This is a genomic window from Sporosarcina sp. D27 (assembly GCF_000586555.1).
Classification (GTDB): Bacteria; Bacillota; Bacilli; order Bacillales_A; family Planococcaceae; genus Sporosarcina.
The window spans coordinates 15,711-40,107 of the sequence record NZ_AZUC01000010.1 but is presented as its reverse complement, the minus strand read 5'-3'; the positions used below and the strand labels follow the sequence as shown (position 1 = coordinate 40,107).

The 24,397-nt window shown below is 39.8% G+C and carries 26 protein-coding genes and 2 riboswitches; of the genes, 21 read left to right on the top strand and 5 right to left on the bottom strand.

Going from position 1 to position 24,397, the window contains the following annotated elements; genetic code table 11:
- Positions 1 to 148: 148 nt before the first annotated feature.
- From N693_RS0102245 to N693_RS0102235, 3 genes are all read right to left on the bottom strand, one after another.
- Positions 149 to 334, bottom strand: a complete 186-nt coding sequence (locus tag N693_RS0102245; RefSeq protein ID WP_025783164.1) for a hypothetical protein — start codon at positions 332 to 334, stop codon at positions 149 to 151.
- A 79-nt stretch (positions 335 to 413) separates the two neighbouring features.
- Positions 414 to 644 carry an excisionase family DNA-binding protein gene (locus tag N693_RS0102240; protein WP_025783163.1) on the bottom strand — a complete coding sequence of 77 codons (231 nt, stop codon included), beginning with the start codon at positions 642 to 644 and terminating at the stop codon, positions 414 to 416.
- A 13-nt stretch (positions 645 to 657) separates the two neighbouring features.
- The gene (locus N693_RS0102235; protein WP_025783162.1) at positions 658 to 1,143 is read right to left on the bottom strand and encodes a QueT transporter family protein; all 486 of its coding nucleotides are present in this window, start codon (positions 1,141 to 1,143) and stop codon (positions 658 to 660) included.
- Positions 1,144 to 1,152: 9 nt separating this feature from the next.
- Positions 1,153 to 1,198, bottom strand: a riboswitch (PreQ1 riboswitch).
- 120 nt (positions 1,199 to 1,318) lie between these two features.
- On the opposite strand from N693_RS0102235, the gene N693_RS0102230 reads away from it, so the two are divergent.
- The 8 genes from N693_RS0102230 (at position 1,319) to N693_RS0102195 (ending at position 8,004) form a co-directional block, all read left to right on the top strand.
- Positions 1,319 to 2,686 (top strand): sigma-54-dependent Fis family transcriptional regulator, encoded by a 1,368-nt coding sequence (locus N693_RS0102230; protein WP_025783161.1) that lies wholly within the window; start codon positions 1,319 to 1,321, stop codon positions 2,684 to 2,686.
- Positions 2,687 to 2,804: 118 nt separating this feature from the next.
- Positions 2,805 to 4,142: a branched-chain amino acid transport system II carrier protein gene (gene brnQ, locus N693_RS0102225; RefSeq protein ID WP_025783160.1), complete on the top strand. Its 1,338-nt coding sequence runs from the start codon at positions 2,805 to 2,807 to the stop codon at positions 4,140 to 4,142.
- Between the two features lie 161 nt (positions 4,143 to 4,303).
- Positions 4,304 to 4,519 (top strand): KGG domain-containing protein, encoded by a 216-nt coding sequence (locus tag N693_RS0102220; RefSeq protein ID WP_025783159.1) that lies wholly within the window; start codon positions 4,304 to 4,306, stop codon positions 4,517 to 4,519.
- A 267-nt stretch (positions 4,520 to 4,786) separates the two neighbouring features.
- Entirely contained in the window at positions 4,787 to 5,116 is a 330-nt protein-coding gene (locus N693_RS0102215; RefSeq protein ID WP_025783158.1) for a four-helix bundle copper-binding protein, read from the top strand.
- 153 nt (positions 5,117 to 5,269) lie between these two features.
- The gene (locus N693_RS0102210; RefSeq protein ID WP_025783157.1) at positions 5,270 to 5,659 is read left to right on the top strand and encodes a GntR family transcriptional regulator; all 390 of its coding nucleotides are present in this window, start codon (positions 5,270 to 5,272) and stop codon (positions 5,657 to 5,659) included.
- Complete coding sequence (locus N693_RS0102205) at positions 5,656 to 6,552, top strand: ATP-binding cassette domain-containing protein (RefSeq protein WP_025783156.1); 897 nt, start codon at positions 5,656 to 5,658, stop codon at positions 6,550 to 6,552. Before N693_RS0102210 ends, N693_RS0102205 begins: the two co-directional genes overlap by 4 nt.
- Entirely contained in the window at positions 6,536 to 7,300 is a 765-nt protein-coding gene (locus N693_RS0102200; protein ID WP_025783155.1) for a hypothetical protein, read from the top strand. Before N693_RS0102205 ends, N693_RS0102200 begins: the two co-directional genes overlap by 17 nt.
- Complete coding sequence (locus tag N693_RS0102195) at positions 7,297 to 8,004, top strand: hypothetical protein (RefSeq protein WP_025783154.1); 708 nt, start codon at positions 7,297 to 7,299, stop codon at positions 8,002 to 8,004. Before N693_RS0102200 ends, N693_RS0102195 begins: the two co-directional genes overlap by 4 nt.
- Positions 8,005 to 8,046: 42 nt before the next feature.
- Here the strand turns inward: N693_RS0102195 and N693_RS0102190 are convergent, their stop codons facing one another.
- Positions 8,047 to 8,229: a hypothetical protein gene (locus N693_RS0102190; protein WP_253271147.1), complete on the bottom strand. Its 183-nt coding sequence runs from the start codon at positions 8,227 to 8,229 to the stop codon at positions 8,047 to 8,049.
- A 135-nt stretch (positions 8,230 to 8,364) separates the two neighbouring features.
- On the opposite strand from N693_RS0102190, the gene N693_RS0102185 reads away from it, so the two are divergent.
- The 13 genes from N693_RS0102185 to N693_RS19840 all read left to right on the top strand — a co-directional run bounded on the left by N693_RS0102185 (position 8,365) and on the right by N693_RS19840 (position 23,529).
- On the top strand, positions 8,365 to 9,054 hold the full coding sequence (locus tag N693_RS0102185; RefSeq protein ID WP_025783152.1) for a response regulator transcription factor: 690 nt from the start codon (positions 8,365 to 8,367) through the stop codon (positions 9,052 to 9,054).
- A gap of 156 nt (positions 9,055 to 9,210) precedes the next feature.
- A complete protein-coding gene (locus N693_RS0102175) occupies positions 9,211 to 11,442 on the top strand; it encodes a HAMP domain-containing sensor histidine kinase (RefSeq protein ID WP_051508671.1) in 2,232 nt (743 codons plus the stop codon).
- Between the two features lie 422 nt (positions 11,443 to 11,864).
- Positions 11,865 to 12,794: an NAD-dependent epimerase/dehydratase family protein gene (locus N693_RS0102170; RefSeq protein ID WP_025783149.1), complete on the top strand. Its 930-nt coding sequence runs from the start codon at positions 11,865 to 11,867 to the stop codon at positions 12,792 to 12,794.
- Between the two features lie 17 nt (positions 12,795 to 12,811).
- Positions 12,812 to 13,582, top strand: a complete 771-nt coding sequence (locus N693_RS0102165; RefSeq protein ID WP_025783148.1) for a YveK family protein — start codon at positions 12,812 to 12,814, stop codon at positions 13,580 to 13,582.
- 7 nt (positions 13,583 to 13,589) lie between these two features.
- Positions 13,590 to 14,153, top strand: coding sequence for a CpsD/CapB family tyrosine-protein kinase (locus N693_RS0102160; RefSeq protein WP_025783147.1), 564 nt, complete (start codon positions 13,590 to 13,592; stop codon positions 14,151 to 14,153).
- A 20-nt stretch (positions 14,154 to 14,173) separates the two neighbouring features.
- Positions 14,174 to 15,640, top strand: coding sequence for an oligosaccharide flippase family protein (locus N693_RS0102155; RefSeq protein WP_025783146.1), 1,467 nt, complete (start codon positions 14,174 to 14,176; stop codon positions 15,638 to 15,640).
- A complete protein-coding gene (locus N693_RS0102150; RefSeq protein ID WP_025783145.1) occupies positions 15,627 to 16,865 on the top strand; it encodes an O-antigen ligase in 1,239 nt (412 codons plus the stop codon). The genes N693_RS0102155 and N693_RS0102150 overlap by 14 nt, the downstream gene beginning before the upstream one ends.
- Before the next feature lie 13 nt (positions 16,866 to 16,878).
- Positions 16,879 to 17,931, top strand: a complete 1,053-nt coding sequence (locus tag N693_RS0102145; RefSeq protein WP_025783144.1) for a glycosyltransferase family 4 protein — start codon at positions 16,879 to 16,881, stop codon at positions 17,929 to 17,931.
- Positions 17,932 to 17,996: 65 nt separating this feature from the next.
- Entirely contained in the window at positions 17,997 to 19,385 is a 1,389-nt protein-coding gene (locus tag N693_RS0102140; protein ID WP_025783143.1) for a sugar transferase, read from the top strand.
- Positions 19,386 to 19,397: 12 nt separating this feature from the next.
- The gene (locus tag N693_RS0102135) at positions 19,398 to 20,582 is read left to right on the top strand and encodes a glycosyltransferase (RefSeq protein ID WP_025783142.1); all 1,185 of its coding nucleotides are present in this window, start codon (positions 19,398 to 19,400) and stop codon (positions 20,580 to 20,582) included.
- A gap of 33 nt (positions 20,583 to 20,615) precedes the next feature.
- On the top strand, positions 20,616 to 21,992 hold the full coding sequence (locus N693_RS0102130; RefSeq protein ID WP_025783141.1) for a sugar phosphate nucleotidyltransferase: 1,377 nt from the start codon (positions 20,616 to 20,618) through the stop codon (positions 21,990 to 21,992).
- 16 nt (positions 21,993 to 22,008) lie between these two features.
- Positions 22,009 to 22,992, top strand: coding sequence for a hypothetical protein (locus tag N693_RS0102125; protein ID WP_051508670.1), 984 nt, complete (start codon positions 22,009 to 22,011; stop codon positions 22,990 to 22,992).
- Between the two features lie 275 nt (positions 22,993 to 23,267).
- A riboswitch (cyclic di-GMP riboswitch) is annotated at positions 23,268 to 23,353 on the top strand.
- A 20-nt stretch (positions 23,354 to 23,373) separates the two neighbouring features.
- On the top strand, positions 23,374 to 23,529 hold the full coding sequence (locus tag N693_RS19840) for an anti-repressor SinI family protein (protein WP_081759997.1): 156 nt from the start codon (positions 23,374 to 23,376) through the stop codon (positions 23,527 to 23,529).
- Positions 23,530 to 23,851: 322 nt separating this feature from the next.
- On the opposite strand, the gene N693_RS0102115 is transcribed toward N693_RS19840, so the two are convergent.
- Positions 23,852 to 24,187: a DNA-binding anti-repressor SinI gene (locus N693_RS0102115; protein WP_025783139.1), complete on the bottom strand. Its 336-nt coding sequence runs from the start codon at positions 24,185 to 24,187 to the stop codon at positions 23,852 to 23,854.
- Positions 24,188 to 24,397: the final 210 nt, after the last annotated feature.

Below are 24,397 nucleotides of genomic sequence, written 5' to 3'. Positions count from 1 at the left end.
GAAAACGCTCATAAGCGGGGGAAAGTGATCATAAAGCATGAAAAGTGCTCATAAACTTGGGGAAGTGATCATAAAGCATGAAAAGTGCTCATAAACTTGGGGAAGTGATCATAAAGCATGGAAAGTGCTCATAAAGTATGGAGAACACTCATAAATCTCGCTGGGCGAGTAATAGCCCCCAAAAAACAAGCGCAGCGCAACCAATTAATCCCTTAAAGTACTTGAATTGTGTCTCATTTCCGATTAACTCTCCCGCATTGCCGGTTCCACTCCCGACAATTCCGATTCTTCGCTCGAAACTCCTGATTCCTGTTGTCACAAATCCAATGATCATCGAAACTGTTCATCCCCAACACGATATGCCTACAAAAAAACTGCGGAGTCATCAGCATGCCTGATAATTCCGCAGTTTTTCAATCTTCATCTTTAATATCACGATCTGGCGGTATCGGTTCACTACGCCATTCGTCTATTTGTTGCTTAAGTTGCTCTAATTGTTCGAAGTAAAGACCAAATTGTCCTTCATTGATCAAAAATTGAGTACCGTCGTGGACGGAACGAATTCGCTTGTCCAACACATATTGTCGTACTTGTTCAACGGGCATACCGAGTTTGACAGCTGTCTCTTCAATCGTCAGGTACATACCTCATCCTCCGTCAAATCAATTTTGAGAGTGATATCCTTTTATTCAATGTATGCATAAGTGGAATTCCGATTGCCATGACAATGAATTCACTGATGGCAAGATAACCCCAAGTAATCCAGAATGGGAAGCCGAGCACTAAATGTAGTTGCCAAGAGATGATACACATCGTTGTCGTAAAGACGGCTGTATTGACCATCATCCGTTTCACTGGGCTAGAGATTTTCTTTACAAGAAAAATGGTGATGCTTAACGAGATAATCGTATGACCAACGCCAAATAGAAGGTCAATTGGGCCGACTTCTGATAATAGTAAGTTCGACACAAAGACACCGATGACGATGCCTACGAAATATTTCTTATTGAAAACGACCAGGTGGTTAAATATTTCGGCGAGACGGAACTGAATGTTGGTAAACCCGAATGGTGCGATGACAATCATGACAGCGACATAAAGTGCACCGATAATGCCATTTACTGCGAGTGTTCTTGTTTTCATTTCATTATAAGCTCCTTAGTTTTTTTTCGTGGGAGGATTTTCGAACCACGTAATTTGAACGCTTCTCAGTTTAGCACTTAATAAGAAGTTCGTACAGTGAGCAAAATGGATTGTTAGCAAAGATGTTGTCAGGTAAACTTATTAATAAAACAGCTTTAGGAACAGGAGGAGCTGTATGAATCATTTAGATATGGGACAATTGAACTTGCTGTCAGGCTATGACAATGTCCTTGTTGTGAACGACCTAGGGGAGACCCTTTACTATGACGTTGCAGATTTGTCGATTCTCGTGAAGCTCGGGCATCGTCCTGAAGATTTCATTGGGCAAAATATACTGAGTTTTTACACGAATTTAGATGAATCCAATAGTACTGTCATGACGGTACTTCGAACAGGGCAAGCAATGACAAATATCGAACAGCGGCTTATTACGAAGACAGGAAGCACGTATACATGTAAGAGTTCCACTTTTCCGATTGAGGACCGTGGGATAATAATTGGAGCAATTGAATTCTCTACTCATTATTTCGATAAAGATGATCTTGAGCATGTTGATGCCTATGCGGGACATCCTATGTATAGAAAAAATGGTACACAATATACAATCGATGACATAATTGCGACGAGTCCGTTTATGGCTAGCTTAAAAGAAAGACTGCCGCGATTAGCTAAAAGTGATACGAGTATTTTACTTTATGGAAAAACAGGAACAGGAAAAAATGTGATCGCTCAAAGCATTCACAACCTAAGCAATCGTTTTGCAAGCCCTTTTGTGACTTTAGACTGCGGGGGACTCGTAGGGGAAGCGGTGGAGCGAGTGTTATTTGGAGTAGAGAATCAGAGCGCAGTTTCTATTCCTGGTATTTTTGAAAAAGCAGATGGAGGAACGTTGTTTTTAGATGAAATCAATGTACTTCCACTGGAGATGCAGGCCCGTTTGTTGAAAGTAATTGGAGACAAGAGAGTCCGGCGTGTCGGAGGAACTGAAGAGATTCCGGTCAATTTACGGATTATATCAGCGATGAACGAAAATCCTGAAGAATTGATCCGAAATAAGCAGCTGCGTGAAGATTTCTATTATCGACTGGCAGTTTTAAAAGTAAAATTACCGGAGCTGAAGGATCGACAGGAGGATATCCAAGCATTTGTTGATTATTTCATCCATTTTTACAACAATCGAATGGATATGCATGTAACGGATTTGGAGAACGAACTGAAAGATTGGTTTATGAGTTATGATTGGCCAGGGAATATCCGTGAACTTCGTAATGTAATTGAAGCGGCTTTCCATCAAGTTAATGGTTTGACGATTACTGCTGAAGATTTTCCGCTTATAGGAAACTTGCATTCGGGACTTTCAGAAACGGTCAATCAACCCATACATGCAGGAAATTTACGGGATGCTATAGATGAATTTGAACGTGGGCTTATCGACAATGAATATAAAAAAGCAAATGGTATTCTCGCAGAAACAGCAAGACAACTTGGGGTTTCAAAGCAGTCGTTGAAATACAAACTCGACAAATACGGATTGCGTACTTAAATTTTTACGAGGAGGGGAAAATTTTCCCCTCTTTTTTATTTTGATTAAATTGTTTATAGTTCAATTGTAACAAATATTCTAACTTTATGTTGAAAGCGATTACAAAGGAGTGTTATAAGTGAGCCGTCGAGTTTCCCATATATTCATTTTAGGATTTGCTCTGTTTGCCCTATATTTTGGTGCAGGAAATTTAATATTCCCTCCTTCCATCGGACTTGAAAGTGGATCAGAATGGATTTCATCCCTACTTGGATTTTCAATAACAGGTATTGTGCTTCCGTTACTTGCCGTCTTCGCCATCTTGCAAGCTGATGGGAAGTTTGAAAACTTGACGAAACCAATTAGTCCATGGTTTTATGCGGTATTCAATTTGTTGTTGATGGTTGGAATTGGTGTGTTTGTCACAATACCGAGAATGGCCGCTACCACGCATGAACTAGGAGTTGGAGCTCTCTTCCCAGGTGTTCCGTCAATTGTTACAATCATCGTATTTTTTGTGATTACATTCTTCTTTGCGAAAGATGCGTCTAATGTAATTGATCGGATCGGACGTTATTTGACACCAGTCATGGTAGCCCTTCTTTTGTTCATTGTCGGAAAAGGAATTTTTTCTCCTCTTGGTACGCCAACGGATACAGGAATTACGCAAGCGTTTTCGAAGGCTTTTGTAAATGCCTACCAGACGGGAGATGTCATTACTGGAATCTTGTGTGCGCCAATTTTCATTTTGGCAATTCGACACTATGGTTATATAGGTAAAGAGGCTAAGAATATTGCGGTAAAATCCATTGTGATTGCAGCAATGGGCTTACTGATTGTTTATGGTGGATTACTTTATATTAGTGCGGGTGCAACTTCCCTATTTCCAGAAAAGATTGAGAGTACCATGCTCGTGAAGGAACTGATTAGTCGTCTTCTTGGCGGGGGTGGAGCTGTAGCGCTCGCTATTGTAATTGCACTCGCTTGTCTAACGTCAACCATCGGGGTTGTCGCGGTTATTGCAGAGTTTTTGAAGAAGTTAGTTCGTGAACGCATCGGATATACTGCGTGGGTAGCAATTATTTGTACCATTTCAGCATCGGTTGCAACTTTGGGTGTTGAAAGAATTGTGGATTATACGATGTGGATATTTACCTTACTGTATCCGATTGCAATCGTTCTAGTCATGTTGGGGATTTTCCATAAATCCATATCGAGTGCTGGAATCTATAGAGGCGCAATTTTAATGACATTCATCGTCAGTGCGCTCGAGACACTAGCCGGATTTGGAATCGGAAAAGATTTTATCCTAACAACTCTTGGGTATTTGCCTTTAGGCACTAGTGGATTTGCATGGCTCGTTCCTGCGATTGTAGGTGGAATTGTCGGATATGGATTAGATCGTTTCTTCGGTGTTAAAAAACAGGGCTTCTCACAAGCCATTATGGATGAAAGTAGTCCAGAAAGTGGTAACTGACCCTTACTTCAGCCACCAGGCATTCATTGCAAAATAATACATGTAAACCACACTGTTAAAGGACACAGTGTGGTTTTTCTTGCTCAACAAGTTTGTTCCAAGGAGAACTGGGAATATAGGGAGTAACTATAAAAAGAATCAGTAGGTTGGGAGGACTGAAGATGACAAACCAAGAGAGTGCGGAAAAAATGTCGAGAGAAGAAGCGGGGCGCATGGGTGGGAAAGCGACGTCAAAGAAACATGATAGAAAATTTTATCAAGAAATAGGTAAAAAAGGTGGAGAAGCAACCGCTCAGACTCACGGCAAGGAATTCTATGAAGAAATTGGACAAAAGGGCGGCGTAGCTCGCGCAGAACATAGGACTAACAAAAACTAACAGCAAGTCATGGGCAAGTGGATTCTTTCTCTAAGAATTTTTATTATCGTACTGAATAGTGAGGTTTAAGATTCACTTGTGTACATGTATCTTTTAATTGAAGGATCTTCTCACGGAGCCATAGATGATGTTTTCATTGAATCAGGAGGGGAACATAAAAAAGAGTACGACCTAAATGGCAGACAGTTAGTGCATATCACTTCCATCCTCACTAGACGGAGCATATGTCCGCGACTGGCTGCCTAACTCATTGAAGGAGGAATTCATATGACCCCTCAACACTATCAAGAATGCCTCAAAGCGTGTATGGAATGCCTAGAATCCTGTAACAATTGCTTCGATGCTTGCCTCAAAGAAGATGATGTAAAAATGATGGCAGAATGCATACGACTGGATCGGGAATGCGCAGACATCTGTGCATACGCCGTTCAAGCGATGACACGTAACAGTCCATTTGCGAAAGAGATTTGTCAGCTGTGCGCTTACATTTGTGACCATTGTGCAGAAGAGTGTGGTAAGCATGACCACGATCATTGTCAACGTTGTGCGGAAGCATGTAAGAAATGTGCGGATGCTTGCCGTAAGATGCTAGCATAATTCACAGAGGTACAAGTTAAATTCCTCAAACACAAAAAAATTCAAGTGAGCATGCCATTTTTCGACGGGTATGCTTTTTTTGTGTTGCAATTATCTGAATCAATGTGTATAGTACATTACAACAGTAATGTACTAGTTATCGTCAAGGGAGTGATGGTTTTGCATGACGTAGATGGAGAAAAGCCAATTTATATACAAATTGCCGATTGGCTAGAGAATGCAATTATCGATGGCACATTGCAGGCGGATGAAAAAGTCTATTCGCAATATCAGCTGGCGGAACTCTTCACCATCAATCCTGCCACTGCGGGAAAGGGGCTGACGATTTTGCTGGAATCGGAACTTGTCTACAAAAAACGAGGACTTGGAATGTTTGTCTCCCCCGATGCTCAAGAAAAACTCCGTGCCAAAAGGAAAGAACGAACACTTCTGAAGCTAGTTCAAGATTTACTCAACGAAGCGAGTCTCCTCAACATCGGTACTGACGAACTAAACCAGATAATCGAAAAAGAACGGAAGCAACGGAAGGGGAACCAGACATGACGGTAATATCTGTGAAACACGTCAGTAAAAACTATTCTAGAATCGCTGCATTAACCGACTTAACTTTCAAAATTGAAGAAAATGTCATTACAGGTATCGTAGGAAGAAACGGTGCGGGAAAAACGACATTGCTTAAAATGATTGCAGGGTTTCAGAAGACAACAAAAGGTGAATTGCGTGTATTCAATGAAAACCCATTTAGAAGCCTGCTCGTCTCTGCTAATTCTATCTACATCGATGATGCAATGAGTTATCCAGGTTCGATGAAACTGCACGAACTATTCGATGAATTCAATCGGTTTTATGCAAATTGGAATGAAGAACTTGCGGTTCGCCTTATGGAATACTTTTCAATTCCGCTGAACACACGGCACAGGTTTTTATCGAAAGGAAAACGAAGTACGTTCAACGCGATTGTCGGGATTGCGGCACGTTGTCCCCTCACGATTTTCGATGAACCCACGACAGGAATGGATACAGCAGCGCGCAATGACTTCTATCGCGCCTTACTGAAAGACTACATTGCGTTCCCGCGAACCATTTTGTTGTCTAGTCACTATATCGATGAAATGAAAGACGTACTGGAAAACTTACTCGTAATCCATCGAAAGCGGATTCGCTATCACGGATCGGTTTCTGACTTGCAAGAGGCACACGTATCGCTACGAGGATCATCTGAACAATTGTCAGGAGCCACGTTAGGGAAAAACATTGTGTCTAAAACAACGAGAGGTCTGCAAGATGAGTGGATTGTGGAAAATGACTTTTCAGATGCAGAACGTGCAGAACTCAACCGACAGGGTATTACTAATACGAGCGTTTCACTGAATGATGCATACTTAGCCTTGACGGAACAGCTGAGAGGAGGGATTGACGATGTCTTTAACGCATAGAACGATGGGTGAAATTGTGAAACAGCAGTTTTTGTTTAAGTTGAGAAGTAATGCGGCAGTAATTACGGCTTTATTTGTAATGCAAGCTGTTGTTTGGGGATTTATAATCAGTGGAGCACCCAATTCTTTTCCGGGATTTAGTATGTCAACGTTTGAACTGAGGTGGAACTCCATCACTAACGATAAAGTTGTGATGGCTAGTCTGTTATGGGCGCTGGTAGTTGGGGTATTAATGACCACCCCTGGACAGCGAAATGCTTCTTTTACATATGTGTCATCTCCGGTTACGGAGAACCTAGCGAATTTTTGTTTCTTTGGTCTCGCAGCGATAATTGCTGGGGTAACCACAGTTTTGTCGGGCAGTGTTTTGAAATTAGTGGTGTTCATGAAAGATGGAAGTAGCATAATTGAAACGGGGGGGTTAATTGCAGCACCGTTGGATTTCTTTTCTCGCATAGTGGTTATGATTTTATACACATTGTTAATTATGGTTGTAGTTTATACTTGTATGCTTTTTGTTCAAATGAATCGCTTGATGATTGTCCCAATCGTTCTATTGGTGTTACTTAGTACTAAATCGAGTGTATTTGGCCATCTTGGTATTGAGGGTAATATAGTTACGTTATTTGACTTTTTCTATAATGAATCCTCCTTCTGGTTATTTTTAGTAAAGACAGGCGTAGTAATGGCTATAGTAAGCATTCTTAGCTTCTTTCCTTCTTCTCGAATTGAGGTGAAACAGTCATGACAGCATATGAATTAGTTTTACCGATAATTGCTGTTATCTTGCTGTTTTTAGTTGTTTGGGGGATTCAGCGTGCGTTGCAAAATCGCTTTACGAGAAAGTCTCATTATAAAGTAATAATCGCATATATGACATTTTTGCTCGTTGCGTTGATTGTCACAGAAATATTAGAACAGACAACAAGTTTGAATCCCACGCGGATAACATCACAAGAAAAAGTGGATGTAGGAAGAGCCATATTATCTGATAAATCTATACCTGAAAACCAGTTGGCTATCGAACGAACCCATGAGGTAGATGGCAAATTATCAATAAAGGCTGAACAACTTGAATACGAAACTATCTTTTATATAGAAAGATCATTCGAGGATGGAAATACTGTGACAGAGCGTGTTTATAAACCAAGTGTGACAATTGAAGCTGCTAAGATTGGGGGCAAGAGCTATGATTTGTCCCAATATGTAAAAGTTAGTTTGCCGGTATGGAAAGGACAAGAAGTGGTAATGCCATTTCAATCTAAGCAGGAACTCGTTGTCTCTGCATACCAAGACTCTATTTTCATTAGTCAATTAACAAGTAACCGGGTTCGTAATCTTTATAAGGGTTCCAAGATAAGTGACACGATTGTTCATCTAATCATTCCGGAAGACATTGAACTGGATATTCAATTAGACCCCGATTACTATGTAGAAGTTCCTCGCTATTAGCAAACAATTAAGCCCCCGTTTTTAAAATGGGGGCATTATCAATCACCGTTTCGGTTTCTTCTGATCCATTCCTTGTCCCGCTGCTTTTTTCTTTTTCTTCGCTGCATCATTCTGTCCAATTACGTCAAAATCATCGGGGCTCAAATCCATACCGTATCCGAACTCTTCGCGGCCCAGCTGCTTGGCTTTCTGTTTTCGTTTCTCCTCTTTATCCAATGAAATCACCTCCATTGAAAAGTATGTGCATCCTCAAAAGAATCATCCCCAAACACATCTTAAGAATTTCTTCATACTTTCCCTTCTCAAATGTTAAGAAGTCCCTGTTACAATAAAACTATCGAGCAAGAAAGAGGTGCGAACATGGCGGCGATGACGATTTTAGTGGCGGATGACGACAAAGAAATCCGTGATGGCATAGAAATCTATTTGAAAAACGAAGGATATCGTGTACTAAAAGCAGCAGATGGACGGGAAGCGCTGGATTTACTCGAAACCGAAGAAGTTCACTTACTTATTCTCGACATTATGATGCCTAATATGGATGGCATTACGGCGACATTTAAAATCCGGGAAGCCCAAAACGTTCCGATCATAATGCTCAGTGCGAAAGTCGAAGAGTCGGATAAGATCCATGGACTTTCCGTCGGGGCAGATGATTATGTTTCAAAACCGTTCCAGCCGATGGAACTGATGGCTCGTGTAAAATCACAATTGCGACGCTACGTCCAGCTCGGTACGTATGATGGTGGAACGACGCTAGAAATTGATGGATTGGTGTTGGACGAAGAAGCAAAAACGGTTACTCTCGAGGGCACTCCAGTCAAATTGACGCCAACCGAATTCAAGATAACAGAGTTGCTTATGAAACATCCCGGACGAGTGTTTTCCATCAATGAAATCTATGAGCGTGTATGGAACGAAGAAGCGTATAATGCTGAAAACATTGTGGCTGTGCACATTCGTAAAATCCGTGAAAAGATAGAAGCCGATCCGAAAAATCCGAGATATGTAAAGGTGGTGTGGGGCGTTGGGTACAAAATCGAGAAATAATACTTCACTTCTCTGGTCTATTGTTTCCATCGTTATTGCGTTCGGAAGTATTGTTTATTGCTTCCCGCATATTACTGACATTGCAAGTGACGGTATCGCCCGAACCACCCGAACGGTAACGTACTTCATCCAAATTATAAAAGGAGGCACCGTGTGATGAAACGTTACACACCGATAATGATATGGGCATTACTAGTTACGGTCGCGGTCAGTGGGCTCGTAACACTAACAAGCAGAGGACCTGAAATAATTTTTAAAAGCTATCCTCAATCTCAACAATTTCAAAATCATCTAACAGATATTTACGACGAACTCGGGCGAACTGTACTGAACCCGATAGATCTGGAAGCAGCCGAGAAGAAACTGTCCGTCACATCTGCTGAAATCGAAGAATACAGGATGTATTACGGCAGCTTGGCAGAACAAATTGATAACATTCAGATGCAATACGAAGATCGCATTCGTGAAGCGGAAGCGAAGGCAACAGTCAAACAGGCGCTCGTGGATGAACGTGACGGTAAAATCGATGACATTCGAAAGAATTTTGAAGATGACAGTTATGTTGAAAAGAAGATTTTGAGCGAAAAGAAGCGACAACTTAGTAAGGTCGTCCATAACTATAAAAGCAACGAGGCTATGATGGAGATCCCTTTGGCATATGACCTCAGGCCAGTTAGCGGCGGGGACGCCCATAAAAATTGGGGCGTGAACGGTCCCATCGGATACGAGCGTAAGTTCAACACACAAAACGGATATTTGAAGATTGCTGGTATGGACGCATCATTCTCCGATACCAACTATTATGAGGAAACGACAAACTATATGGACAGCGCAGTCCAGAAAGGGGAAGGTGTGACGCTTTCAAGTGAAGATTTACAAGCAATCTCCCAGCCTACAGTATTGTACTCAGGTAGGGTAGCAGTACCTAAGTCTGCATTTCAAGAAGGTGGCGTGCTCTACGAAGAAGCGAAGACATATCAATCCATAAAATTTATGCTTATTGTAGCAGGGATGGCAGCTATTGCATCGATTATTGCGCTCTTCACGGTTTACAAGTTTAAATGGACTTGGTTTATCGATCTTCCATTTACGAAACGCTATGATTCGCTTCGAATCGATTTGAAGGCCGGAATTTTTCTCATCCTATTGTTAAGTCTTTTGAATTTTTCACGGGACGTATCTGGAAGACTGAATAACATGGCAAGCGGCGGCTATTCATTCAGTATTCCGAATGCAGTGTTCATGTTTGCTATGGGTGCAATCGTCATCGCTTTACTTGCGTTCCAAATCGGAAATGCCATCACGCGTTATCAGCAGCCGAGTAAATTAGAAAATGATTTTAAGAACAGTTACACCATGCAGCTTGTGGCCAGTGTGAGAGAAGTGTTCTTAAATCGGTCCATTGCAATCCAAACCTTCATTTTGCTTTTCGGCTTCTTTCTTGCGGGAGTTGGATTTATATTTGGACTGTTCGAACCTATGCTTCTTCTGATATATGCAGTTTGTGTACTATTTCTAGGCTTTCCAGCTCTATTCATCTACATGCGCCGCATGGGATATTTGAGTAGAATTTTGAAGGCTACGGACGATATGGCAGCAGGAAGACTAAACAGTGATATCAAAGTGATGGGTCGTTCGCCTCTAGCTAAACACGCTGTTAATTTGAATAATCTTCGTGAAGGCGTGGAGCAATCAGTTAGCAGCCAGGCGAAAAGTGAGCGCTTGAAAACGGAATTAATCACCAATGTCAGCCATGATTTAAGGACGCCCCTCACCTCAATCATCACGTACACGGATTTATTGAAAAATCCAAATTTATCTGATGAAGAGCGCGCGGAATACGTGGATGTATTGGACCGAAAATCACAACGATTGAAGACGCTAATCGAAGATTTGTTCGAAGTTTCTAAAATGTCGAGCGGTACGATGGAATTGTACAAACAGCGTGTTGATCTAACGCAACTGGTGCAACAAGCGATTGGGGAGCATACTGAAAAGATGGCGGAAATTCCACTTGATTTTAGGATTTCGGTACCTGAAGAACCAATGCCCGCCGTCCTCGATGGACAACGCTGGTGGAGGATGCTTGATAACCTGATTGGCAACGCATTGAAGTATTCGCTCCCTGGTACTCGGGTATTTGTATCGTTGCGTGAGGCCGGTGGTATGGCAGAATTTATCGTTAAAAACATTACAGCCTATGAGCTGGATGAAAACGTGGATGAATTGTATGAACGGTTTAAGCGGGGAGATGCGTCTCGTCATACGGACGGTTCTGGTCTTGGCCTTGCGATTGCTCAATCGATTGTTGACATGCATGGCGGCACAATGGCGATTGACGTGGATGGAGATTTGTTTAAAGTGACGGTTCGTGTGCCGTTAGGTTGAAAAAGCATCGAGATTACTCGTAACATATTATAGGGTAGCAAAAGATATCCAACCACACAGTTATAGGATATAAAGGATTTGTAAATGAGCATTGCTTTTTAGCGATGCTTTTTTGCGTTCAACAAATTAATTAATTTCTCATGTATTCTATTGATAACTGTTCATTATAACGAATACAATAGTTCTTAAAATTAAATTCGTATAATAATAGGGGTGTTTTTGTTCTTTATAAAGAATAAAAGGTTCCAAATACCTATTATTAATCACTAGTACACGTGATATACTCTCAAAAGAACGTTCTTTAAAAAGAACAGTTGTATTGGATATTCTTTAGGTGAGTTATAGAATACGAGGAATGCGATACGTTTTCAAGTGAACCTCAGTGTAGTTTGGATTTTTTGAATGGGAGAGGAGCGAAGTCAATGAGAGTACTGGTTACAGGCGGTGCAGGATTTATTGGTTCGTACGTTACTGAGGAATTGCTTTCACAAAATCATGAGGTAGCAGTAGTCGATAATCTTTCGTCAGGTAAAAGAAGTCAAGTACCTGAAGGAGCTGTTCTCTATAAAGGAGATGTCAAGGGAAGGGAACTTAAGGGTTTTTTCTTTGACTTTAAACCAGATTGCGTGATTCACCTAGCGGCCCAAGTTTCTGTAGCCAAATCATTTCAAGAAACGCGGAATGATTGTGAAGCAAATATTATCGGAACCGTTAATGTTCTAGAAGCGTGTGTTAAATATAAAGTGAAAAAAGTTGTCTTCGCTTCTACTGCTGCTTTATATGGTAGCCCCAAATACTTACCACTTGATGAAGATCACCGAATTACGCCAATTTCTTTCTATGGATTATCTAAAAAACATGCAGAAGAGTATATTAAAATGTTTTCCCGACTGTATGGATTCACATATACAATTTTGCGTTATGCCAATGTATACGGTATGAGACAAAACGCCGACGGAGAGGCTGGCGTTGTATCTATTTTCATTGATAGTTATTTAAATGATCAGCCTTTTGCTGTCCTTGGAGATGGAACCCAGACAAGGGACTTTGTCTTTGTAAAAGATGTAGCGAAGGCAAATGTGGCAGCGTTAACGAGTGGGGAAAATGAGGTGATTAACATTAGTACACAGCAAGAAATTTCTATAATGGATATTGTGAAAAAATTGAATGCAATAAGGGGAGAGAATAAAGAACCTGACTTTCTTAACGAAAGGACGGGTGATATTAGGAAGAGTTGTTTAGCAAATAAAAAAGCGGAGGCAGTACTTGATTGGAAACCGTCTTATTCATTTGCAGAGGGGATAAAAGAGACGGTTGAGTATTACGAGAAAGAAATGCTTATACAAAGCTGATGGAAGGAGACGCTGTTATGCAAGGAGAGATGACTCTAAAAGATTTTTTTCAACTAATCAAGAAAAGAATCATTCTGATCAGCGTGACAGCCATTATATTAGTTACACTTACCGCACTCGCTTCTTTTTATATGTTTAAGCCGGTATATGAAGCTAAAGAATATATATTGGTCGGTAACTTACAAAATAAGAACGAAGAAAACTCCTATGAGGAAACACAGAAGATTCCTAGAATGTTGGCATCTACCGTTGATTTCATTAAGAGTCCCGTCGTTTTGAATACGGTGAAGGAAAGACTTGGTTTTATCGGAACGTCATTTGAAGAAAAACTAGCAATTGAAAACAACAAAGACTCTCAAATTATTGTCATCTCCGTTAGTGATCACGAAGAGAAGATGGCTAAAAGTATGGCTAAGACAACAGCCGCAGTTACTGTTGAAAAAATGAATAGCCTTCTTCAATTTGATCAGTTAAAAATCTTAGAAAAAAGTGATGAAGTAATTAAAAAAAATAATGAAACTGCTGCGCTGGCAATTTCTTTAATTATAGGCATATTTGCAGGTATTGGGCTAGCGGTCATGCGTGAACAATTGGACAGTACCATAAAACGAGAACGATCAGTTGAGGAGCTATTAGGTGTGCCACTTTTAGGGAGCTTTAATGGAAAGGCAGAAATCAGAAAGAGCCATAAAGGAATGTATCCATATACACCACGCAATCATGAGAGGAGATCATTGGTTGTTCATGAAAAAGAAGAACAAGTGGATAAAGCAGCTTCAATCTCCTAGGAGATGGATGAGTACTGAACAAATAAGAATGATCAGAATGAACATTCAAAATGAAATTAGCGATGAAAGCGCAGTTTTAATGGTGACATCTACTGAGGAAAATCATTGGCAATCGATGATTTCTTCAAAACTGGCCTGCTCATTTGCGGAATCTGGAAAAAGAGTTTTGCTGGTGGATGTGAATTTCAATCGACCTAGGATCCATCATCTGTTTGGCATTCAGAACGACAACGGGTTAAGCAATATATTACGAGGAGAAGCAGGGGAGATTACTAAGACGTTTATAACAGACTTGGATGTCCTTCCTGCCGGTTCCAACTCGATATACCTTGAAGGTTTGACGAAGATTGAACAGCTACTAGTTGCTTGGCAGCGTATTTATGATGTAGTCATTCTGGAGACACCAGCATTTTTAGATGCGGCGGATTCACAAGTAATTTCTTTAGCGTGTAGCGGAGTCATCCTAGTTATTCAAGAAGACCAAACAAAAGAAGAGGATGCTTTGCAGGTGAAGAAGGTATTGAATAGATCCAACACCCGGCTTTTAGGAACCATTTATCAAACAAGTTGAGGATTTGTGGGTGAGGATAAATGACTAAAGAAAGAACGAATTCTATTGGGAAAAATGTGTTTTACCTATTGTATAGTACTGTTTTTTCAAGTGGACTTAACGCTGTTACGCTTGTGATTTTAGCGAACTACTTGAACTCACAAAGTTACGGAATGTTCAGCGTTGCATTAGCTTATGCACTAATAATGGGCTATTGTACGGATGCTGGAATTAGTGTGGCGGTACTACGTGAGGGATCCAAAAAGGAAGTAAGTCTATCTGCCTTATTTTCTTCCTTCATCAAGATCAGGCTTGTCTTGTTGGGATTTACATTTTTAGGTGGGTTCTTTCTAATCCAATTGTTGTATCAGAATCAGCCAGAGTTGTTGAAGACCACGTACTATTTAATGTTGCCCATGGTCACAGGCTTGGCTTTACAGAGCATTAGCATCACTTATTTTCAACTAATAGAAGAGATGCAGTATTTAGGATATATCCGCATTTGTTCAGCTGTCCTTCTTGTCAGCTCTGTTTTGGCAGGCATGATGTTATCGTTACATCCATACATGATTTGTCTGCTATATGGAAGCTCTTATTTACTGGCGGGAATCGTAGGAATTCGCATGGTAAGAAAGAGAACCGTAATCCACTTTAAGCAAGCATTCCATAAAGGTTTGCTCAAGAATGTATTGTCTTTCATAATAAGCGGTTTACTGGTGGTTCTTCTCCCTCAGCTTGGACCTATTGTGTTGGAGCGGACATTAACCCTTACACAAGTTGGGCTATTTGCCGTTGCCTATCGAATTCCTTCTGCGTTATATCAAATTCCAGGAGTTCTTGCAGGGGCATTCTATCCTGCATTATTTAAAAGTTATAGCAGTAAAGGTACTAAGGAGCATTTACAACTAAATATTCTTCAGCTGAAAATGATGGCCATAACAGGCATGGCAATGACAGTCTCCTTCTTTTATATACCGGAGATTTTGATACGATCATTATTTGGGGAAGAGTGGATATTTGCTTCTAAAGCATTGCAAATAATGTCTCTCTTACTGGTCCTGCAAAGTATGAATGTAGCATTGGCGGATGGGTTGACAACAAAGGCCTTGCATCATCGGAGAACCGCTATTCAAGCGTTTGCACTCCTGTGCGGAATTGGATTCTATATTGGATTTAGTCGTCAGTACGGAATTGAGGGAGCGGCATGTGCTGCAGTGGCAATTGAACTTGTATCATTGGCTGGATACTGGTTGTTAAATCCATCAAAGAAAACGTTGGCAGTTAAAGCGTTACTACCCTATTGTTCGTTCTTTGCGAGTGTATTTCTTGTTATCAATTACTTCTTATCTGCAAATCCAGTGTTAGCCACGTTTTTTCATTTACTATCCATGACAATGATCATACTCATTGATAGGCAGTTAATGCGCAAGATAATGAACCTTATTTTAAAAGATAAAAAAGTAGAAACAGAGACGGTAGAGCGGGGGATTGAGAATGGGATTTCTTAGTACTGTTACTCAAAAACAGCGGCATACCAGTCTGTTTATATTAATTTTCTTCTTTATGCTGAGTAATTATAACGTGTATGTTGGGTTTTATTTAAAACCGTATATGGTCTTTTTAAGTTTGTTTTTGCTCTTTCATCTTTCCACATTCTCTTTCCAGAAAATGTACTCGTTTGAAATTATGTTGGTCTTGTTTTATTTGTTTTATAGTTTTACTGGCGCGTTCTCCGCATATCCATTAGCCAGTATCCGGATTATGGCAGGAATTGCTTTACTAATCGGTTTTTTTTTCATCGTAAAGTTTTTCTTGAAATCGTGCTCAAACTTTGCAATACAAGAAGCCATTGGAAAAGCTGGTTTACTGTTTAACACAATCAGTCTTCTTTTATATGCGATTGGTTTGAAAAAAATAGGGTTTCAAGCTGTGGAGGAGATGACCGTCAGTTATGGCGTCCTCTTTGACCGTAGCTATCCACGTCTTGTGGGCCTTCTGCAAGACCCTAATTTGTATGTTTTTTATAATTCACTTTTCTTTGCTTATTTTTTAACGAATATGACCAACTGGAGAAACAAAATAGGGTTTGCCTTATGTATGTTCACAACGGTTTTAACTTTTTCACGTGGCGGTATCTTGGCTATGCTCATAATTATTCTGGCTTACATGGTTATATGCAACTCTTCAACAAGGTGGAGAACTATGACAACGATGGGGCTAATCTTCATAGCAGCAGGCTACATTGCTGTATTCATTATGAAGATCAATATAAGTGGGCTGCTTACGGGAAGAATTACTGACTTTTCGAATGATGGAGGAAGTGGACGATTTGAGCTATGGGGGCGGGCATGGGAATACTTTTTGGCACATCCTATTATAGGAATTGGGGCAGATAATTTTATTGAATACAACAAAGTCTTTTACGGAGAAAGCCTTTATACGCACAATACGTTATTACAAATTTTATCAGAATCCGGTCTTGTAGGGCTTTGTTTGTATCTACTATTTCTTCTATTTGTTCTTTTCCATCTCACGAAGCGGCATGTAATAAAAGAGCATCCTTATTTACTGTTATGTTTTCTCGCATTTCTAATGCAAATTATGTCTCTATCTTTAATTATCCATGAGGTATTTATTCTGTACCTTGCTATTCTCTCGGTAACTCTTCAAAGGACAGAGAACGTACATCTAAAAGAGAAACACATGGTGGCGGACGTTCAACTGACCACCTAGGAGGCAGAACGATATGAATGTGTTATTAATGACGGATAAGCTAATAACTGGTGGAGCTGAAAATTATTTTTGTAAATTAGAAAATAGGTTGACGCATCCAGAGCTTAAATTTTATACAGCAGCCGGTAGCGGCGAGATGTTTGAGACCATCAACAATAAAGAACAGTTTATTCACCTATCTCGCAATAACCATGTTGCCAACCTGTCTATCATTAGAAGGAATGTATTGGAACATAAGATTGATCTGATACATGCCAACAGCCTCCGAATGGTCCTGTATGCTGTTGGATTACAGAAAATAATTAAGAAAAAGATAAAGATTATCTACACAAAGCATAATGTCACCATGTTGGAAAAGAGCGCTCGTTTTGCGTTTGCATGGCTGTTAAACCGTCATGTCCATCGAATCATAACAGTTAGTGAAGATGAAAGAGAAAACCTTTGGCAACTTGGTGTTCAGGCTGACAAAATAAGAACCGTTTATAACGGGGTAGATATACATCAATTTATGTATCACAAAAAAGAGCAAAGGGAAACCTTTAAAGTCGGAATTTTGGCGAGGCTTTCTCCGGAAAAGAATCATGATTTGTTTCTGGAAATCGCGAAGAAACTTAACGATGACCCGGATATCCAATTCTATATAGGTGGAGAAGGTCCAGAATACACAAAGATTCTTCAAATGATTAAAGAGTCAGGACTAACTCAACGGGTAGAAATGCTGGGCGATATTAAGGAGCCTGTTGGCTTTATCCGTGACATGGATGTACTCCTTTTGACTTCTCACCGCGAAGTATTTCCGATGGTTATTCTTGAAGCAATGGCAGTTGGGACACCGATCATTTCCGTGAACACTGGTGGTATTAAGGAAGCTATTAGTAGTTCAGACCTAGGATTTCTTGTCAATGACTATTCAGTGGAGAGTTTTTGCAACCACATTACATGGATGAAAGATCATCAAGAGCTAAGAAAGGAAATCTCTGAGTCAGCACGTGATCGTGTACAGAAGAACTTTACTTTAGAAAAAATGATTAGCGAAACAATGAGGGAGTATTTAGTAGAAAGATAGAGATTAAAATTTTCACCGTTTTCTTAAGCAATCGAAAACGTTACGAATTGGGAAGGGTGGACGCAATGATCAGAGATAGCGAAAAGCGTTTTGTTAAGATGACGCTTGTACTATTCGATGTCGCTTTAATTCATTTAGGATATATAACTGCATATTGGCTGTTGAACGGATCAATTGCACCTTTGCATGACGCACAAGTAGTAACTTTGATGTCAGCAATTTCATGTTTTGTTTTGTACTTTTTTGGCTTCTACACGGATTTGAAGCGAAAAGGATTCAGTCAGATAATCTATACGAATATATTTTCGTTGGGAATCGTGGCATCTTTATTGGTTCTGGGTGGCGTATATACACCGATGATGTTTCTATCGCTGGAAGTCGTTATCACCGGTTGTTTTATTCATACCATTTTTTTAATAGGTAGCCGCTATATTATTTGGAGAGTGATTAAAAAGATCCATGGAATGAAAAAGGTAATGATTTTCGCTAGTGATGAAAATAGTGGGGTTTCCTTAGCTAATAAAATTCTGTCGCACCGCAAGGGATGGTTCATTGTCAGTGGATTAGTTCTTTTAAATGAAAGAAAAAGACTTGAAGACTTTTTAGAAGGAATCGATGTGGTCCTAATTAGCCCATCAGTTGATGAAAAGCAAAGAAGGGAGCTTGTTAGTCTTTGCATAAAGCATGAAAAAGAAGCACTGATTGTACCTCAGTTCTTCGAGTTATTTGTTCATGGATCTACCCCTCAGCAAGTGGATGATCGATTAGTTCTCTCTATTCCACCGATTAAACCTAGTAAAGGAAACCGTTGTGTTAAGCGAGCTTTCGATCTAATTGTATCCTTTTCAATACTCGTTGCGATAAGTCCTGTCATGTGTTGCCTATGGATCTTGATACCTCTGACATCTAAAGGACCAGCGCTATTTAAGCAAGAAAGGCTGGGGATGAGTGGCAAGCCTTATCAAATTTATAAGTTCAGAAGCATGGTACGAGATGCGGAAAAAAATACCGGGCCCGTTCTGGCTATAGAGTATGATCCAAGAATAACAACGGTCGGTAAATTGCTTCGAGCTACGCGGCTAGATGAGTTACCACAGTTATACAACGTCCTGAAAGGAGAGATGAGTCTGATAGGACCAAGGCCGGAGAGAAAATATTTTTGTGACCAATTCCAACATGAATTTACCGAATATTCTTACAGAATGGACGTAAAGCCAGGTATAACTGGACTTGCACAAGTAATGGCGAAGTATACGACAACTCCTGAAGATAAGCTTCGCTTTGATTTACTGTATATTCGTCACTATTCTTTTGGAAATGATATCAAAATATTACTCCAAACAATTCGGATACTCTTTCAAAGGGAGCAGGCCGAAGGAGTGAAAGTGACAACCCAACAGGACGAAAAGAAGTTATTACAGTCGATTGGTCATAACCAGGCTGCAGGCTTATAAAGGGGATATCGCATGAACATTCTATTCATTACTCATCGAGTACCAAAGGTCCCCGGAAAAGGGGATCAAGTCAGAGCGTTTCAACAGATGAAAAGCCTTGTAAGCAACGGGCATACTGTTCATTTTCTATTTCAAGAAAATAACGAGGCACATTGGTGCTGTGCTTCTTCCCTAATCGGTGGAAGCCCTGAAAAGAAGGATGGGATGAAAGCAAAGAGTAATTACTTTTCAATCATTAGAAGTTTCCTTCTGAAAGGCTATCCGTTAAGTGTATCCCTACATTCATTTCCGATTTTAATTGTATTCCTTAAAAATATTTTAAGCCAAATACATTACGACGTCATACACATTCAATCGAAAGTACTTCACAACTTTCCTTCCCTCGACGTTCCAGATTCAACACTTGTGGTTGATTATATTGACGCTATCAGCCTGAATTTGGAAAGGAGAGCTCAGTGGACAAAGAATCCAATTGAAAGATTAGCTGTTGGAGGAGAACTAGGAAGAATGAAAAAGTATGAAAAATTCATTGATGCAAAGGGTTCCAAAGCAATTATCACTTCACCGGCAGACAAAGAATACCTTCATCCGAAACGTTATGAAGATATAAATGTAGTGCCTAACTATATCGATTTATCGTACTTTCATATGAATCGTTTAGAAAATAAAAAGAATGCGCTGGTGTTTACGGGGACGATGAACTATGCCCCAAATATAGACGCGGCTATAAGACTTGTGAAAGATATCTACCTTCCTCTCAAAGAAAAGTTTCCGGATCTGGAATGCTGGCTTGTAGGGGCTAATCCTTCAGCGGATGTTCAAAGATTAAGCAAAATAAGTGGTGTTGTGGTAAGCGGCTTCGTGGAAGATATTAGACCGTGGCAATGGAAGGCAGCTGTCTATGTTTGCCCACTCCGTTTCGGTGCAGGTCAACAAAACAAAATATTGGAAGCAGCGGCTCTTGGTTGCTCAATTGTTATGAGTACTATTACAAATGCAGGTATTGGTTTTACACATCAGAAAGAAGCACTCGTCTGTGAGGATAATGAAGAGTTTATAACACGTACTGAACAGGTTTTGCGCGACAGGGAATATGCAAATTCATTAGCCGAGAGAGCAAGGACGTTTGTATCCAATCATTTTTCAGAGCAGATCGTGACGGATCGATTAATCACGGCGTATAAGGAAACAATTTAGTCTCAAAAAAATTGATGGAATAGGGGATCTTAAATGGAACTAATCTTACTATCAGGTGGATCAGGAAAACGCTTATGGCCGCTATCGAATGAGTCAAGATCAAAACAATTTCTGCAAGTGCTTGCTGATGAAAGCGGACAGATGGAATCCATGGTGCAGAGGGTTTGGAGGCAGCTGGATAAGGCAGGGCTACAACAATCCACCATGATTGCTACAAGTAAATCTCAAGTAGATATGATTCAAAGTCAGATCGGTACTCATATTCCGCTCATTATTGAACCGGAGAGAAGGGATACCTTTTCAGCGATTGCTTTGTCGGCAGTCTATCTATATTCCGTAAAAGGTGTGGACGCACAAGAAGTGATTGGAGTACTTCCTGTTGACCCATTTGTTGAAGAACGTTTTTTCCAGAGAGTGGTTGATTTAGAAGATGCATTACTATCTTGTGATGCTGAACTCGCCTTAATAGGGGTAGAGCCGACATTCCCATCTGAAAAATATGGGTATCTTTCTCCTATATTAGATGGCCGACAAGGAAGTTATATTGAGGTAAGTCATTTTAAGGAAAAACCCTCTAAGCTACAGGCAGAAAATTTAATTAGGCAACAGGCGTTATGGAACACAGGAGTGTTTGCTTTTAAGTTAGAATTTATCCTTTCCATTCTTGAAGAACGAGGGTTGCCAATCCAATACGAGGAACTATATGAACACTATTCACTTCTTCCGAATAGGTCATTTGATTATGAGGTTGTAGAAAAAGCAAAAAAAATAGTGGCGATTCCTTATAACGGATGTTGGAAAGATCTAGGGACATGGAACACGCTCACTGAAGAAATGTGTACAAATCAAATGGGTACTGGAACAATGACTAAGGATTCTACAAATGCACATATCATCAATGAATTAGACATTCCAATTATAGCAATCGGCGTTAAAGATCTTATTATCGCAGCGAGTCCTGACGGCATTCTGGTATCGGATAAAAGAGAAAGTCCTCGAGTGAAAACACTATTAGAAGGTGTTGAAAAGAGGCCGATGTATGAAGAGCGACGCTGGGGATGGTATCGTGTCCTTGACTATACGAAGGTGGAAGACGGGGAAGAGGTTTTAACAAAACGGATTTGCATAAAAGCTACCAAGAATATCAGTTATCAGAAACATAGGTACCGTCGGGAACTTTGGACCATTATTAAAGGGAATGGGGAATTTGCCCTTGACGGTGAACTCTATTCTGTAAAGGTCGGGGATGTACTTCATATCCCAATTGGTGCGGAGCATGGTTTAAAGGCAATTACAGATTTAGAATTTATTGAAGTTCAATCGGGGACAAAGCTGATAGAAGAAGATATATCTCGCATATATATGGAATGGGATGAGGTGGTGAAGTGTTGTAGCGTTGTTGTGAGCTAGGAAAGTAGATGAGTAAATGGAGATTAAAGATGTATGTATACGATGGATAGCTATCATTGTCATCAGCAGTGCCGTTATCCTTTATTTAATGTTTAACAACGAGATGTGGGGGAGAGCTAATGTGGAGCGAAGTAACCTAAACCTACCGGAGGACACAGTTGCTGTAGAAGACTTTATAACAAATGAGAATGGTCAAGCAGAAGATTATTCAAAGGCAATTCAATCAGCTATTGACTTTTGTGCCACGCAAAAGAGAGAGAAAGTAAAGTTGAAAGCCAACAAAATATATACAATAAAGTCTGGTCTTACCGTGAAGAAAGGGGTAGAACTTGAGTTTGGGAGTAATTCCGTAATCGTTGTGAAAGGAAATTATCGAGTGCTGACGGTTGAAAAAGATGCGGTTATTAGGAATGGGACTATCCAAGTAATGGATCCAAACTTTCAATCGGAAGTTATTTTTCTGAAAGGTCAGGATCAGTATGATGCTACAAATAAGACACGAGTCAAAAATATGACAATCATTAATAAAAGTAAAAACTATAATGGCACTGGGCTTTCATTATACGCTAAAGGTAAATGGCACAATATTAGCTTTGTCCAGTTTGAAAATATCTCAATCGTCGGATTTAAAACAGCTATTCAACTAAAAGCAGAGAATCCAGGAGCCGGCACATATAGTTGGATTAATGCCAATCGCTTTGAAAATATGACGATAGATGATTGTGTGTTAGGCATACAAATAATAGGTTCCATGACAATCCCCAACGAATGTTCAGGTAACCTTTTCACGGGATTGCAAGTGCAACTAACCGAGAAAACAAAACAAATAATAAAAGTAGACGGTTCATATAATAAATTTGAAGGAATAGTTTGGGATGCGCAACGTATTGTTGGTTCTGATCCACTTGTGCTATTTACAGTTAAAACCGAATACAATAAATTAGATATGAATGTAGCGACTAAATCTTTAAGCGACAAAGGTCAAAATAATCAGCATTAGAGAATAGCTTAACCCTCTCAATTTAATCTATTCAATATTAGCTTCAATCGACCACCTGCTATAGCGGGTGGGTTTTTACATACCTGTAGTTGAGTTATCCTCTATGCCTGAAATGGACAGAAGACACCCAGATTATACTTAACGATACCAATATAGCACTCAATTAACTGTATTGATAGAACTATTTGAATAATAATGCCTACCCATTAACATTTGTCAATATTGTCATTTTGAGTTTTCCTATATGATAGTGGTAATTAGGTATAAGTACCAAATCATAGAAAAGGCAAACTTACTTAAAAGTAAGGACGCAAAGCTTCAGGTCTAAGGGGAAAGTTGCTATGACGGCTGAGCTACCTATCCTATTAGGGGGATTTTCTAATGAAGAACGATCGAGAGATGTTGGATGGGGAATGGGTTTTCTTGATGAAGAAAGCAAAAAATTTAGGTATCTCTACGGAGGAAGTAAGAGAGTTCCTGAAAAATGTAAAGTTGAAGGAAGCGGATGATGGATTCCCAGAGGGAAAGGCAAACTAGCAGGCTTAAGGAATGCTAGTTTACGTAAAGAGAGAGGTTAAGTCCGGTAATGAAAAATCAATCTATAAAATAAAGAGTTCACAGTCATTCTGTGGATTTCATCCTTATGAACAAATTCGAACAGAAAGAACTCTTAATGTTCGAATACTTTTGTCCAGATGTTTCTAGCCTAACAGGGGATATTCATTGAACTTGTGATTACAGCACGCGGCCATCAGATTCCTCATCACTACAGCTCCCCTTGCGTTAACAGAACGGCTACTTCCAACTTTAGAAACACATCCAAAGGATAATAATTATAAGGGATTCATGAAAATAGACGTTAGTTATTGTCCTGGGTAGACTTCTGCCATTTTTGGAATTCCAAATACTGTTTGAACTGCTCTTTGCTAATTCCAGAATCCATTGCCTCTTTGGCTAACTCTAGCCATTCAATGTCCAATTCCTCATCTTGAGCCTCATCTTCAAGAATTAACTTCTCAACGCTGACATCTAGAACTGCAGCTATTTTGTTTAAAAATTGAATAGAAGGATTTAATTGTAGTTGTCGCTCAACTGACGAAATATAAGATTTTGCTACTCCAGCCCTATTTGCTAATTCAGTTACCGACAATCCTTTTATCATTCGAAGTTCGCGAATTCGCTTTCCGATAGACATTATAATCACCCTTAGTTATGCAAAAACTAAATTCTATCACTAGCATCGCATGAATTTTACGTACAGGACTTACAAAAAAACAGGTTTACTGAGTAAATAAGTATGGACTATAAATTTCGAATTAGGTCTATAGTAGTTTGTTGACTTAATACCTATAAAGAACCAATATTCAGTTACAATTTTACAAAAACCATGTTAACTATGGTTTTT

Coding starts and splice junctions, on each gene's coding strand:
- N693_RS0102245 (WP_025783164.1), bottom strand. CDS start 334: ATGATCATTGGATTTGTGACAACAGGAATCAGGAGTTTCGAGCGAAGA.
- N693_RS0102240 (WP_025783163.1), bottom strand. CDS start 644: ATGTACCTGACGATTGAAGAGACAGCTGTCAAACTCGGTATGCCCGTT.
- N693_RS0102235 (WP_025783162.1), bottom strand. CDS start 1,143: ATGAAAACAAGAACACTCGCAGTAAATGGCATTATCGGTGCACTTTAT.
- N693_RS0102230 (WP_025783161.1), top strand. CDS start 1,319: ATGAATCATTTAGATATGGGACAATTGAACTTGCTGTCAGGCTATGAC.
- N693_RS0102220 (WP_025783159.1), top strand. CDS start 4,304: ATGACAAACCAAGAGAGTGCGGAAAAAATGTCGAGAGAAGAAGCGGGG.
- N693_RS0102215 (WP_025783158.1), top strand. CDS start 4,787: ATGACCCCTCAACACTATCAAGAATGCCTCAAAGCGTGTATGGAATGC.
- N693_RS0102210 (WP_025783157.1), top strand. CDS start 5,270: ATGGTTTTGCATGACGTAGATGGAGAAAAGCCAATTTATATACAAATT.
- N693_RS0102205 (WP_025783156.1), top strand. CDS start 5,656: ATGACGGTAATATCTGTGAAACACGTCAGTAAAAACTATTCTAGAATC.
- N693_RS0102200 (WP_025783155.1), top strand. CDS start 6,536: ATGTCTTTAACGCATAGAACGATGGGTGAAATTGTGAAACAGCAGTTT.
- N693_RS0102195 (WP_025783154.1), top strand. CDS start 7,297: ATGACAGCATATGAATTAGTTTTACCGATAATTGCTGTTATCTTGCTG.
- N693_RS0102185 (WP_025783152.1), top strand. CDS start 8,365: ATGGCGGCGATGACGATTTTAGTGGCGGATGACGACAAAGAAATCCGT.
- N693_RS0102175 (WP_051508671.1), top strand. CDS start 9,211: ATGAAACGTTACACACCGATAATGATATGGGCATTACTAGTTACGGTC.
- N693_RS0102170 (WP_025783149.1), top strand. CDS start 11,865: ATGAGAGTACTGGTTACAGGCGGTGCAGGATTTATTGGTTCGTACGTT.
- N693_RS0102165 (WP_025783148.1), top strand. CDS start 12,812: ATGCAAGGAGAGATGACTCTAAAAGATTTTTTTCAACTAATCAAGAAA.
- N693_RS0102160 (WP_025783147.1), top strand. CDS start 13,590: ATGAGTACTGAACAAATAAGAATGATCAGAATGAACATTCAAAATGAA.
- N693_RS0102155 (WP_025783146.1), top strand. CDS start 14,174: ATGACTAAAGAAAGAACGAATTCTATTGGGAAAAATGTGTTTTACCTA.
- N693_RS0102150 (WP_025783145.1), top strand. CDS start 15,627: ATGGGATTTCTTAGTACTGTTACTCAAAAACAGCGGCATACCAGTCTG.
- N693_RS0102145 (WP_025783144.1), top strand. CDS start 16,879: ATGAATGTGTTATTAATGACGGATAAGCTAATAACTGGTGGAGCTGAA.
- N693_RS0102140 (WP_025783143.1), top strand. CDS start 17,997: ATGATCAGAGATAGCGAAAAGCGTTTTGTTAAGATGACGCTTGTACTA.
- N693_RS0102135 (WP_025783142.1), top strand. CDS start 19,398: ATGAACATTCTATTCATTACTCATCGAGTACCAAAGGTCCCCGGAAAA.
- N693_RS0102130 (WP_025783141.1), top strand. CDS start 20,616: ATGGAACTAATCTTACTATCAGGTGGATCAGGAAAACGCTTATGGCCG.
- N693_RS0102125 (WP_051508670.1), top strand. CDS start 22,009: ATGGAGATTAAAGATGTATGTATACGATGGATAGCTATCATTGTCATC.
- N693_RS19840 (WP_081759997.1), top strand. CDS start 23,374: ATGAAGAACGATCGAGAGATGTTGGATGGGGAATGGGTTTTCTTGATG.
- N693_RS0102115 (WP_025783139.1), bottom strand. CDS start 24,187: ATGTCTATCGGAAAGCGAATTCGCGAACTTCGAATGATAAAAGGATTG.